Origin of the sequence: Limnohabitans sp., from assembly GCF_044373035.1 — a bacterium.
Taxonomy (GTDB): Bacteria; Pseudomonadota; Gammaproteobacteria; order Burkholderiales; family Burkholderiaceae_C; genus Limnohabitans_A.
In genome coordinates, this window is record NZ_JBILQU010000085.1 from 1 (window position 1) to 12,505 (window position 12,505).

The 12,505-nt window shown below is 59.0% G+C and carries 10 protein-coding genes; 7 read left to right on the top strand and 3 right to left on the bottom strand.

Annotation, left to right across the window (positions count from 1 at the left end):
- On the bottom strand, positions 1-2,543 hold a 2,543-nt coding region (locus ACIQ47_RS11935; RefSeq protein WP_396438323.1), incomplete at its 3' end, for an excinuclease ABC subunit UvrA.
- 188 nt (positions 2,544-2,731) lie between these two features.
- Here ACIQ47_RS11935 and ACIQ47_RS11940 point away from each other — a divergent pair.
- The gene (locus tag ACIQ47_RS11940) at positions 2,732-4,591 is read left to right on the top strand and encodes a DUF294 nucleotidyltransferase-like domain-containing protein (RefSeq protein WP_396438324.1); all 1,860 of its coding nucleotides are present in this window, start codon (positions 2,732-2,734) and stop codon (positions 4,589-4,591) included.
- A 13-nt stretch (positions 4,592-4,604) separates the two neighbouring features.
- On the opposite strand, the gene ACIQ47_RS11945 is transcribed toward ACIQ47_RS11940, so the two are convergent.
- Positions 4,605-6,788 (bottom strand): exonuclease domain-containing protein, encoded by a 2,184-nt coding sequence (locus ACIQ47_RS11945; protein WP_396438325.1) that lies wholly within the window; start codon positions 6,786-6,788, stop codon positions 4,605-4,607.
- Complete coding sequence (locus ACIQ47_RS11950; RefSeq protein ID WP_396438326.1) at positions 6,785-7,159, bottom strand: response regulator transcription factor; 375 nt, start codon at positions 7,157-7,159, stop codon at positions 6,785-6,787. The genes ACIQ47_RS11945 and ACIQ47_RS11950 overlap by 4 nt, the downstream gene beginning before the upstream one ends.
- Before the next feature lie 321 nt (positions 7,160-7,480).
- Here ACIQ47_RS11950 and ACIQ47_RS11955 point away from each other — a divergent pair, with 321 nt between their 5' ends.
- The 6 genes from ACIQ47_RS11955 to ACIQ47_RS11980 all read left to right on the top strand — a co-directional run.
- Positions 7,481-7,771, top strand: a complete 291-nt coding sequence (locus ACIQ47_RS11955; RefSeq protein WP_296293774.1) for a DUF4212 domain-containing protein — start codon at positions 7,481-7,483, stop codon at positions 7,769-7,771.
- 343 nt (positions 7,772-8,114) lie between these two features.
- Positions 8,115-8,411 (top strand): hypothetical protein, encoded by a 297-nt coding sequence (locus tag ACIQ47_RS11960; protein WP_396438327.1) that lies wholly within the window; start codon positions 8,115-8,117, stop codon positions 8,409-8,411.
- Positions 8,402-9,019: a tetratricopeptide repeat protein gene (locus ACIQ47_RS11965; protein ID WP_396438328.1), complete on the top strand. Its 618-nt coding sequence runs from the start codon at positions 8,402-8,404 to the stop codon at positions 9,017-9,019. The genes ACIQ47_RS11960 and ACIQ47_RS11965 overlap by 10 nt, the downstream gene beginning before the upstream one ends.
- Before the next feature lie 82 nt (positions 9,020-9,101).
- Positions 9,102-9,365 (top strand): DUF4212 domain-containing protein, encoded by a 264-nt coding sequence (locus ACIQ47_RS11970; RefSeq protein ID WP_396438329.1) that lies wholly within the window; start codon positions 9,102-9,104, stop codon positions 9,363-9,365.
- On the top strand, positions 9,362-11,476 hold the full coding sequence (locus ACIQ47_RS11975) for a sodium:solute symporter family protein (protein ID WP_396438330.1): 2,115 nt from the start codon (positions 9,362-9,364) through the stop codon (positions 11,474-11,476). The genes ACIQ47_RS11970 and ACIQ47_RS11975 overlap by 4 nt, the downstream gene beginning before the upstream one ends.
- A 297-nt stretch (positions 11,477-11,773) precedes the next feature.
- Positions 11,774-12,505 (top strand): GMC family oxidoreductase (locus ACIQ47_RS11980; RefSeq protein WP_396438331.1); only part of this gene is annotated, 732 nt, incomplete at its 3' end.

Below are 12,505 nucleotides of genomic sequence, written 5' to 3' on the forward strand. Positions count from 1 at the left end.
GGCGCGGTGGCAAAAATCTCGCGGATCGCATCCCATGCACCCACATAGCTCACCGGGTTGGAGCGGGCGGTTTTGCCAATCGGTGACTGGTCCACAAACACCACATCGCTCAGGTGGTCCGCACCCAGCAGGCGGTCGTGCGCGCCGGGTGTTTCGGTGGCTTTGCCAAAGTGGCGCATCAGCGCCGGGGCCAACACGTCCTGGATCAAACTCGACTTGCCCGAACCACTGACACCCGTGATGGTGACCAGGCGCTGAAGCGGAAAGTCCACGCTGATGTTTTGCAGGTTGTGCTCGCGGGCGCCTTCCAGAATCAAACGCGGTGTGCTGTCGCTCACCATGCGCTTGAAGCCCAGGCCGACTTGCTTGCGCCCGCCCAAATAAGCGCCCGTCAGCGTGTCGGCGTTGCGCAGGTCTGCGGTGGTGCCGTCAAAAACGATCTGCCCGCCGCGCTCACCGGGGCCGGGGCCCATGTCGATCATGCGGTCGGCCGCCATCATCACGGCCGGGTCGTGCTCGACCACCACCAACGTGTTGCCCGCGTCGCGCAGGCGGTGCATGGCCAAGGTGATGCGGTGCATGTCACGCGGGTGCAGGCCGATGCTGGGCTCGTCGAGCACAAACAGCGTATTGACCAGGCTGGTGCCCAAGGCGGTGGTGAGGTTGATGCGCTGCACTTCGCCGCCGCTGAGGGTGCGGCTTTGGCGGTCAAGGGTGAGGTAGCCAATGCCCACGTCGCACAGGTATTTGAGGCGGGTGGTGATTTCTTCTAACAGCAGTTGCAGGGCTTTTTGTTCGGCGCTTTTGCTTTGCCCTGGTTCTTTGGAGGTTCGGTCTGCATCAGAGCGGGGGGCGGGCTCCTCATGAGGCGGGGGTACGCCAAAATCGTCGCCCGCCCCCCGCTCTGACGCAGACCTTGTGGTCGATCGAGCGTCTAGCGACATCTCTGTCGCTGCCTGTGTCTGTGCCTTTGCCTGTGCTTCTGTGTGTGCACCCGCCCCTACGGCTTCGGCCGGGGATGGGCTGGGCGACGATTTTGGCGTACCCCCGCCGTATGAGGAGCCCAGCCCATCCCCAGCCGGAGCCTCCCCAGTAACCAGGGACACATGCCCAGAAGCAGACACCCGGTCGAAGAACAAGCGCAACCGGTCTAGCGGCATGATCATCATGTCGTGCAAGCTCAAACCCGGCAGCGCCTCCAACTGCGCGCGGGTCCACTTCACACCTGCGGGCATGAAGCGTTTTTCAACAGGCAACACCCCATCGGCATCTGAATGACTGCCAATGCGCCACAACAAACTCTCGGTCTTCAGACGTGCCCCTTGGCAACTGGGGCATTCGGTGTAGCTGCGGTACTTGGACAAGAGCACGCGGATGTGCATCTTGTAGGCCTTGCTCTCCAGGTACTCAAAAAAGCGCTTCACGCCGTACCACTGGTGGTTCCAGCGGCCCTTCCACTCGGGCGAACCGTGGATGACCCAGTCTTGCTGGGCTTTCGTCAGCTTGTCCCACGGCGTGTCACGCGGAATGCCCGCCGCCTCGGCATGCCGCATCAGGTCGTCCTGGTTTTCTTGCCATGCCGGGGTTTGCAAGGTCTTGATGGCCCCGGCGCGCAACGTGAGCTTGGGGTTGGGAATGACCAGGCCGTAGTCGACTCCGATGACGCGGCCAAATCCCCGGCAGGTCTCGCACGCGCCCACGGCCGAGTTGAAGGAAAACATCGACGGGATCGGATCGGTGTAGCGCTGGTCGCTGTCGGGGCAATGCAGACCTGTGGAAAAGCGCCAGATGTCGAAAGCGGGCTCAGAGGAAGAAGATAAATTGGGATCTGACCCCAATTTTTCTACATACACATTCAGACGACCGCCACGTTTGAGGGCCACTTCAATGGCTTCGACCACGCGGGCTTTTTCGGCGTTGCCGATGCGAAAGCGGTCGGCGATCACGTCCAACATTTTGCGCGGGCCGGTGGGGGTGGCCACTTCGCGCTCGGCCTGCACCTTGGTGAAGCCGCTGGCCGAGAGCCATTGCTCAACCTGCTCGGCGCTGGTGTTGGCAGGCAGCTCGACCGGGAAGGTCAGGTACAAGCGCGGGTCACCCGCTTGCGCGGCACGCTGCGCCAGCTCGGCATAAACCGTGTCGGGGTTGTCGTGGCGTACCGGCTGGGAGGTGTCTTTGTCAAACAACTGGCCCAAGCGTGCAAACAACAACTTGAGGTGGTCGTTCAGCTCGGTCATGGTGCCCACAGTGGAGCGTGAGCTGCGCACCGGGTTGGTCTGGTCGATGGCAATGGCCGGGGGCACGCCTTCGACCTTGTCGACAGCCGGTTTGTCCATGCGGTCCAGAAACTGGCGGGCGTAGGCGCTGAAGGTCTCGACATAGCGGCGCTGGCCCTCGGCGTACAGCGTGTCAAACACCAGGCTCGATTTGCCCGAACCGCTGGGGCCAGTGACCACCGTGAGTTCACCGGTGCGGATGTCCAGGTCGAGGTTTTTGAGGTTGTGCTGACGGGCACCACGGATGCGGATGAGACCTGGGGACATGCTGGGCTTTGGGGTATGGAGGCCAAACATTCTAGGGCCCGCAGCGATGACCCACGCGTTGGCGTGCCTTCTGAGGGTTTATTGACCCACGTCATGAACCAGGCTAGCCCCAACACCCCCCAGGCACATCATCTGCCACAATAAAATTGATTCACCGTTGTGAAGGATCGGCTTTGCGAACAACACCCATGCCCCCTGACCTGTTGGGCTTTTTGGCGCAGCACCGCGTCTGGGGTTTGATCAGCGACAGCGCACGACAAGAACTGTTGGCGCACAGCGAAGTGCTGAGCCTGCACGCTGGCGAACAGGTGTGCAGGGCGGGCCAGTGGAGCGCGCACCTCTGGCTGATCGTGCAAGGCGGTGTGAACCTGGACGACCCCGAATTGGCACAAACCCACACCCTGCTCCCCGGCGAGTCCTTGGGCGCGGGCATGACGCCCTGGCCACTACAGCAAAACTGTCACATTCTTTGCACCACCGACACGCGCTTGCTGCAAGTGCCCGAAGCCATGCTGAAACAACTGCTCTCGCTTGAGCCTGCTTTGGCCCCGTTTTTGCCTTTGCCGCTCAACGGCCGAAACGCAGAGACTGCAGCAGACCGCCAGATCGCAACCCCAAGCCACGACACCCAGTTGCTGAGCATGCGCCTGCAGGCCTTGATCAAGCACACACCAGTGACCTTGCCACCCGAGGCCAGCGTGATGGAAGTGGCGCGCACCATGCGCGAGCGCGGTGTGTCTTCGGTCATGCTGGTCCAGGACGAGCAATTGCTGGGCCTGGTGACTGACCGCGATCTGCGCAACCGGATACTTGCGAACGGGCTGGATCTTTCAACACCAGCGGTCGAAATCGCCACCCTGAACCCCATGACGCTGGACCCACGCAGCCCAGCATGCGAAGCCTTGCTGCTGATGTCCAGGCACAACATCCACCATGTGCCCATCACCCATGGCAAACGCTTGGTGGGCATGGTGACCGCCACCGACCTGACCCAACAACAAAGCACATCGCCGATCTACCTGGCGGGTGACATTCACCGTCAAAACACTCTGGAAGGTCTGGTGAGCATCAGCCGTCGCATCAAACGTCTGCAACAAAACCTGAGCGCCGCGCACACCAGCGCCTACAACACCGGCCATGTCATCACCACCATCACCGACGCGCTGACCAGCCGCCTGATCCACTTGGCCGAAGCCGAACTCGGCCCACCGCCCGTGGACTATGTGTGGGTGGCGGCCGGCTCGCAAGGGCGCTGCGAGCAAACCGCCAAGTCTGACCAGGACAATTGCATGGTGCTCCATGACGCCTACGACCCGGCGCTGCACGGCGACTATTTCAAGGCCCTGGCCCGCCGCGTGTGCGATGGCCTGGCCGCTTGCGGCTACATCCATTGCCCCGGCGAGATGATGGCCATGACCGACCAGTGGCGTCAGCCCCTGCGTGTTTGGAGGCAGTATTTTCATCACTGGATCAACGTTCCGGATCCCAAGGCCTTGATGCTGGTCACGGTGTTTTTTGACCTGCGGGTCGTGTATGGCCAACACGCGCTGCTGCACAGCTTGCGCCAAGAGGTGCTGGCGCACACCGCCAAACAAAGCCTGTTTATCGGGCATGTGGTGAACAATGCTTTAAAACAGCGCCCTCCGCTCAACCTGTTCGGACAGATCGCACTCATCCGCAACGGCGAGCACGCTGGCACTGTGGACCTGAAGCATCAGGCGATTGCCCCCATCGTGGACCTGGGCCGCATTTATGCACTGGCCGCTGGCTTGCACGATGTCAACACCAGCGACCGCATCGAAAAAGCCGCCGGGGCGGTCGATCTGTCCGAGCAAGGCTCACGCGACCTGTGCGACGCCCTCGAGTTCGTCTCCAGCCAACGCATTGCGCACCAGAGCCAGCGCATGCAGCAAGGCTTGGAGCCAGACAACTACCTGCACCTGGCCGAGCTGTCCAACTTCGAGCGCAGCCATCTGCGCGATGCCTTCTCGGTCATCCAGTCCTTGCAGGAAGTCCTGGGCCAGCGCTACCAATCAGGCCTGCTCTAAAAAACCTGGCACCTCAGTACTCCAGGCGTGCGTGATAGGTTTTTTGTGCCGCTTCGCGGGCTTGCCCCAGGGTGAGGATGCCCATCTCGGCCAACAACGGGATCATGCGCAGAAACACCTCGGCCGTGACCAAGGCATCACCCAAAGCGGTGTGGCGACCCAACACCGTGATGTTCATGCGCTGGGCAATGGCTTCCAGGTGGTGCGAATCTTGGTGCGGGTGAATCACGGCCGACAAGAGCAAGGTGTCCAGCACCGGCTGGTCAAAGCGCAAGCCAGTGCTGCGCTCCTTGAGCTGCAAGAACTTCATGTCGAAAGCGGCGTTGTGCGCCACCAGCACGGTGTCGCTGGCATAGGCATGGAAGGAGGGCAAGACCTGCCCAATGCGCGGCTGGCCTTGCACCATGGCGGGGGTGATGCCATGGATCGGGATGGATGCGGCCGGAATGCTGCGCCCCGGATCGATCAGTTGCTCAAATGCGTCCTGACGCAGCAGCTTGCCGTTGACGATGCGGGTGGCCCCGATCTGGATGATCTCGTCGCCTTGCGAAGGGTTGAGTCCGGTTGTTTCGGTGTCAAACACGGTGTAAATCAGACTTCTCAGCGGACGGTCATCCAGCGCGTGGTCGCCTTGCGACATCTGAAACAGGTCAAAGTCGTAGTACTCGGGTCGACTGTCGTTGGGCAGCAGTTGCGCAGACTCAGTGCCCTCTTGCGCCCTCGCCATCGGCAGCACCATCCGGAAGAATGCCTGATGGCGCGAGCGTTCGCGCTCGAACCAGATCACGCCGCCATGGCGGTCCATCACATCGCGCACGGTCAGCGGATTGCGCTCAGCCACCAAGTGCATCGGGTCCAGCTCCCAGCTCATCACAGTTTCGGTGCTCATGGCCTGGCCTGTCCAAACCAGGTCCAGGTGCACCTTGCCCGCCTCCGGCGAACACCCCAAGCGCAGCTGCACAAAGCGCACCTCGAACTCGTCAAACAAACGGCTGGCCAGGTAGGTCAAGGCCTGCAGCAAAGCAAAGCTGTCGACCTTGAGCCAGACCTGCGGATCCACCGCATCCAGCACCACATCGCGCCCGCAGTGCGCGGCCATGTGCCGCTGCGCCGCATGCAACAGGTCGACCCCCAACATGTTTTCCAGCGGCCAGCGGGTTTTCAGGGTTTCATGAGAGCGTGCAAGCAGGTCGGTGATGCGCTGGCCCATCGCGCCAACCTCTTCACGCACCACGCATAAAAACTTCGTGCGCATCTCGGGTGCCAGGTCGTCAAGGGCCAGCATCTCTACAGCGGCCTGTACATTGGCCAGCGAGGCACGCGAGCCCTCGGTCAGATCCAGCAGCAGCTGGTCGCGCCGGGTGTCTTCTTCGAAGCTGTGGGTCACGTTGTCCAGCGTCAACACAAAGCCGTGGATGTCGGTGCCACCTTCGGCCACCTCGCTGCCCGAGCGCACCGGAGCCATGTGCACGCGCAGCAACTGGCCCGAGGCGGTGCTGGTCAAAAACTGGGTGGTAGGCTGGCTGGCCCCACGCGCCATGCGCTGGCGAATGTTGTCCAAACCGTGTGCCAGCAAGGCGCGGTCGAGCACCGCATAAATCGAGCGGCCAATGCCCACCCATTCGGCTCCACCCGCCCCCGAAGCATCGGGTACCCCGCAAGCGCTGCCCGGCATGCGTTTGAACTGCAAACGCGCCCGGTGGTTGAACAGCACGATGCGGCCATCGAGGTTGCACACCACCACGCTTTGGTTCAATTCGGACATGAGCGCGGCCAGGCGGTTGCGTTCTTGCTGCAAGCTTTGGTTGGCCTGGGCCACCTGCGCTTGCACATCGCTGCGCCAGCGGTCGCGCTCAGCGGCCAGCGCGTTGATGGCCTGTGTCAGGCGGGCCATGGCGGGTGAATCTTGCGCCGCCTCGATCTGCTGGCTTTGCGTGGCGGCACTGAGCAGCTTGACCTTTTCCATCAGACGGTCAGGTGCCTTGTCCTCCCGCGCATCATGCAAGTGCCAAAACCACACCGCCAGTCCCGACAGCGGCAATACGGCCAGCAACACCACGGGCCAAACTCCTGACAAAGCCTGAACCACCCCAAAGCGCGCCGCCTCGCCCAAGGTCAGCAGCATCAAGCCCAGCGACAGCGCCGCAAACAACAGGGCCACCGCCACACTGATCGCGGCTTTGAGCGCCCAGTTCATGCCACTGCCTGCAGCATATGGGCCACTTTTTGCGTCAAGCCCTGGGTTGAAAACGGTTGGGTCATGCAGGCATTGGCTCCCAACGTTAGGCCCTTGGCGATGTCGGCCTCGCGGCCTTTGGCAGACAACATCATGATTTGGATGTCATCGCATTCGTGGCAGACACGAACCGCGGCGCAAACTTCATCGCCATTTTTTCGGGGCATCGTCACATCCAGCACGACCCGCGCCGGGTGCAGCTTTGCCAAGGCCTCCATGGCCTCTTGTCCGTCGCAGGCCATGTGCACCTCATACCCTTCACGCCTGGGCAAGGAGTCGAGCGACACCAAGAGGTTCGGATCATCGTCAACGATCAATACTTTGATGGCCATGGCCCCTCCAAAACATCCATAACTGGTTCGAGCCATTCTGATCAGATTCTTCCTTGTTATTCGCATCCAAACCATGCGCTTGGCGACAAAAAACCCATGAGGCATGTCAGTAGAAACACAAAGTAGAATTTGCCAAGAATGTGGCCTCCATTGCGCTCGACAGCACGTTGATTATCTTACCCAACAGATGGGGCATCGGCATGCAGGGTGTAACCTTGTCCACAACAAATGCTTGACTCTTGAAGCCCAAGACAAGTGATCACCATCATCACTGGGCACATAACACAACTGAACTGGATGGGTCTTTAAATAGCCTTGTGCATGATTGAAATACACACACCCTCCGCTGCACTCAAAAAGCGTCAAGGCCGTTTGCGGTTGACCTTGATGCTGATTTGGTTCTGCGCCAGTTTTGGTCCCAGTTTTTTTGCTCGCGACTTGACCATGGACGTCAACGGTTGGCCACTTTATTTCTGGATGGCGGCACAGGGTTCTGTGTTGGTGTTTGTGGCCATTGTGGTGCTCTACGCATGGCTGATGAACCGGTGGGAAGCGGAAGAAGCAGCCAACATGCCACCGAAAAATAATGGCCTGCATGACAAGGAAAATTGAAGACCCATCCGCGCCATTGGACACCCGAGTCAGCGCATGTCGGACCCGTTTGGTCCTGCGCTCAACATGCAAAACCCACCGTTGAATCAACTTCACAAGACGTTTTTTGCTAAGTGTTTTCCCTTGAATTTAGAGTGCATGAGAGAGATGCAAAAGAACCCAAAGATGTCAGGTGCTTGTCAGAAAAATAATTTTCCCGAATGAGGCAGGTGATTTGATCATTCAAAAAAAGGCAGACTGATGCGCAGCTGGTGTTTTGACCATGATTTGCACACTTTGAACTTTTGCAAACTTGCCCATAGAATCAAAAAAAACTGATCTGGTCAACCCGAACTGGAACCTTATGCTGTTAGCTGTTGTCATTGCCAAGAGTCTGATTGAACTGTCTTTGATGTTCATCATCGGGCGTTTCTTGCTGGGATTGCTGGCGGGTGCCAAGCGTGACACCAATGTTTTTTGGCAATTGCTGGATGTGGCTTCCAAGCCCGCGCTTTGGTTCACACGCAAAATCAGCCCCAAACTGATTCTGGACCAACACATTCCACTGGCCACCAGCAGCTGGCTTTTGATCGCTTGGGTGGTGGTGGTGCAATTGAAAATTGAAATCTGTCTTGAGATGGGTATCGCGGCATGTCAGTGAAAACACATCTCCCTCCCGCCCACTCGAACACCTCCAGCCGAGGCCGGTGTTTTTGGTTGCGTCTGCAAGCCAAAGCGCTTCTGGTCGTGGGCATGCGCAGCAAAGCACACGCGGTGTTTCAAGAGATCCTGGATCTCAATCCCCAAGATGTCTTGGCCCTCAACAGCTTGGGTTTCAACGAGTTGAACGATCGGCGCTTGCTTCAGGCTTTGGGTTTTTTCGAGCGCGCTTTGGCGCTCACTCCAGCCAACGCCAATGCGCATTTCAATGTGGGTTTTGTCTGCGAAGAATTAGGGCGCAGCCAAGAAGCAGAACACGCTTTCAGAGCCGCCCTCCAAATTGACGAAAAAATGGACCGCGCCTGGTATGGCCTCGGCTTGGTGCTGGTGCGTCAACGGCGATTTGAAGAGTCCTTGGTGGCCTTTGAGCGCAACACCAAGTTGCAATCCATGAGCCCCTACGCCTGGTACCAAATGGCCCGCGTGCACATGGAAATGCAGAGCCCCGAAAAAGCGCTGGAAGTCATTCGCCATTTGAATGGGTTCGAGCCCAAGGTGGCCGCCCAATTGGTGAGAGAAACAGGCTTGAACCTGGACAGACCCGTTTGACCTCAGCACACCCCACACGCGGGGGGCACCCATTCAAAAGTGACAGTCGGTAGTTTGGTTTTTTAACGAGAAGGAGAAGACAATGCAGCTCACTGCAAGGCACCAGGAATACTGGAGCAAAAACTTAAGAATCACGGGGCTGCTGCTGGCCCTGTGGTTCTTTGTCACGTTCGTACTTTTGTACTTTGCACGTGACTTGACGTTCAGCTTTTTTGGCTGGCCGTTCTCGTTTTGGGTCGCCGCCCAAGGCGCATTGATCGTTTATTGCCTGATCATTTGGTACTACGCCCGCTACATGAACAAGCTTGACGAGGAATATGGCGTTTCAGAAGGAGAAGAATCATGAGCGTTTTCAGCGCTGAAGGCCAAACCCAAGGCCAATTTCAAAAATCCCTGAACAGGGTATTCGCGTTCTACATCGGGGGCTTTGCGGCTTTCGTCATCGTGCTGGCCGTCCTTGAACAGATGGGCATGCCCAAAGAGTACATCGGTTACGCCTTCCTGGCGGCCACCGTGCTCTTGTACGGCGGCATCGGTGTGATGAGTCGCACCAACGACGCGGCCGAATACTATGTGGCCGGCCGACGCGTGCCCGCCATTTACAACGGCATGGCCACCGGCTCTGACTGGATGTCGGCGGCGTCCTTCATCGGCATGGCCGGTACGCTTTACCTGACCGGTTACGGCGGTTTGGCCTTCATTTTGGGCTGGACCGGCGGTTACTGTTTGGTGGCCTTGTTCCTGGCGCCTTACCTGCGCAAGTTTGGCCAATTCACGATTCCTGACTTCTTGGGTGCTCGCTACGGCGGCAACATGGCTCGCCTGATCGGCGTGTTTGCGGCCATTTTGGTGTCCTTCGTGTATGTGGTGGCGCAGATCTTCGGCGTGGGCCTGATCACCGCTCGTCTGACAGGTCTGTCCTTCGACGTCGGCGTGTATGTCGGCTTGGCCGGTATCTTGGTTTGCTCGTTCTTGGGCGGTATGCGTGCGGTGACCTGGACCCAGGTGGCGCAGTACATCATCCTGATCGTCGCCTACATGATCCCTGTGGTCTGGTTGTCGGTGAAACACACCGGCATGCCTGTGCCCCAGATTTCTTATGGCTACTTGCTCGAAAAAGTCACAGCCAAAGAAGAGCAATTGCTCAAAGACCCCAAAGAACTCGAAGTTCGCGGTATCTTCAAAGCACGCGCTGATGCAGCCGCTGAAAAGCTGAAAGATGTGCCAGCAGCCATGGCCGCTGACAAAGAAGCAGCCACCAAAAAGCTGGAAGAGCTGAAGGCCGCCAACGGACCTGCTGCTGACATCAAGGCAGCTGAAACAGCCTTGGCGGCTCTGCCCAAAGATGAAGCGGCTGCCAAAGCGGCCTACACCGCTGCGCGCGCTGCCAATGCACCCCGTGCAGCACCGCCCCTGCGCCATGCTGAGCCCTTCCCAGGCAAAGACGACGCTGCCCGAGATGTGGCCCGCAAGAACTTCTTGGCACTGGTCTTTTGCTTGATGATCGGTACGGCTGCCTTGCCGCACATCCTGATGCGCTTTTACACCGTGCCTTCGGTGCGTGCAGCGCGTGAGTCGGTGGCCTGGTCGCTGTTCTTCATCTGTTTGTTGTACCTCACAGCGCCTGCTTTGGCGGTGTTGGTCAAGTTCGACATCTACACGCTCTTGGTGGGCACGCCGATGGACCAGTTGCCGGGATGGATCGCACGCTGGAACGTGGTCGACCCCTCGCTGATGGCGGTGGCTGACATCAACAAAGACGGTATCTTGCAATTGGCAGAAATCCGGTTGGGTGGAGACATCATCGTGTTGGCCACACCTGAAATCGGCGGCTTGCCGTTCGTGATTTCCGGTCTGGTGGCGGCCGGTGGTTTGGCTGCGGCCTTGTCCACAGCCGACGGCTTGTTGCTGACCATTGCCAACGCCTTGTCGCACGACGTGTACTACAAAGTGATTGACCCCAACGCTTCGGCCAGCAGCCGTGTCGCGGTCTCCAAAACCATTTTGGTCTTCGTGGCCTTGGCTGCGGCTTACGTCGCATCGCTGCGCATGGCGGACATTTTGTTCCTCGTGTCTGCGGCGTTCTCGTTCGCTGCGGCAGCCTTCTTCCCTGCGTTGACCCTGGGCATCTTCTGGAAGCGTGCCAACAAATGGGGCGCCTCGCTGGGCATGGTGGCTGGTTTGGGCATCTCGTTCTACTACATGGCTAAGACGCATCCCTGGATGTACGGCTTGTTCCACAATGGTTCGCTGACGCCTGAAATCCTCAAAGCCAACACTTGGTGGGACATTGCCCCCATCTCGGCGGGTATCTTCGGTGTGCCCCTGGGCTTTGCGGTGATCATCATCGTGTCGCTGCTGACCAAAGCACCCGACCAAGAAGTTCAGGACATGGTCGAGAACGTTCGCTTCCCGAGCTTTGACGGCACCACCTCACAAGGTACTGCTGCGCATTGATAGGTTGGTATTGGCAAGACCTGTCTTGCCAACCTGAACCCTTCCAACAAAAAACCCGATCGCGTCATGCGATCGGGTTTTTTTGCGCCTGACGCCGTGACCCCTTTGCAGGTACAAGTCCTCTTGCGGGTGGATCACAGCAAGTCAAGCGCGGTGACACTGCATGCGGGCGAGCGGGCCATTGTCCGCGAAGCTCTTGTTGAAGTGCGCCGGGACAAGAGGATGTCAAAGGCCTTATCCTTTAAAGTACGACAAGTCATCACCATCGTTTCGAAACTTGCAGCACACAAAACAACCATGAACGACAACACCTTTGACTTCATCATCGTCGGCGGTGGTACCGCTGGGTGCCTGCTGGCCAACCGCCTGAGTGCCGATGCCAGCAAGCGCGTGCTCTTGATCGAAGCCGGCAAAAAAGACGATTACCACTGGATCCACATCCCCGTGGGTTACCTGTACTGCATTGGCAACCCGCGCACGGATTGGCTCTACCAAACCGAGCCCACCGAGGGCCTGAACGGGCGCAGTCTGCGTTACCCGCGTGGCAAAGTGTTGGGCGGTTGCTCCAGCATCAACGGCATGATTTACATGCGCGGTCAAGCGCGCGACTACGACCAGTGGGCGCAGATCACCGGCAACGACGCGTGGCGCTGGGACCAAGCCTTGCCCTACTTCAAGCTGCACGAAGACCACTACAACGGGGCCAATGATTTTCACGGGTCCAAAGGGACCCCATCCGAGTTGCTGAGCTCCTCCAATTTGTCCGAACACGGCTACCTGCACACCCTGCGCGGGCGCAACACAGGTGGTGAATGGCGCATCGAAAAACAACGTCTGCGCTGGGAGGTGCTGGATGCGTTTTCGCAAGCGGCCCAGCAAGCGGGCATTCCGGCCACCGACGACTTCAACCGGGGCAACAACGAAGGTGTGTCTTACTTTGATGTGAACCAACGCAGCGGCTGGCGCTGGAACACGGCCAAGGCTTTTTTGCGCCCCACCTGCGATTCACGCCCCAACTTTGCGTTGTGG

Bases quoted from the DNA above. Each gene is read 5' to 3' on its own strand.
- ACIQ47_RS11975 (WP_396438330.1), top strand. From the start codon at position 9,362: ATGAGCGTTTTCAGCGCTGAAGGCCAAACCCAAGGCCAATTTCAAAAA.
- ACIQ47_RS11950 (WP_396438326.1), bottom strand. From the start codon at position 7,159: ATGGCCATCAAAGTATTGATCGTTGACGATGATCCGAACCTCTTGGTG.
- ACIQ47_RS11945 (WP_396438325.1), bottom strand. From the start codon at position 6,788: ATGAACTGGGCGCTCAAAGCCGCGATCAGTGTGGCGGTGGCCCTGTTG.
- ACIQ47_RS11960 (WP_396438327.1), top strand. From the start codon at position 8,115: ATGCTGTTAGCTGTTGTCATTGCCAAGAGTCTGATTGAACTGTCTTTG.
- ACIQ47_RS11965 (WP_396438328.1), top strand. From the start codon at position 8,402: ATGTCAGTGAAAACACATCTCCCTCCCGCCCACTCGAACACCTCCAGC.
- ACIQ47_RS11955 (WP_296293774.1), top strand. From the start codon at position 7,481: ATGATTGAAATACACACACCCTCCGCTGCACTCAAAAAGCGTCAAGGC.
- ACIQ47_RS11940 (WP_396438324.1), top strand. From the start codon at position 2,732: ATGCCCCCTGACCTGTTGGGCTTTTTGGCGCAGCACCGCGTCTGGGGT.
- ACIQ47_RS11970 (WP_396438329.1), top strand. From the start codon at position 9,102: ATGCAGCTCACTGCAAGGCACCAGGAATACTGGAGCAAAAACTTAAGA.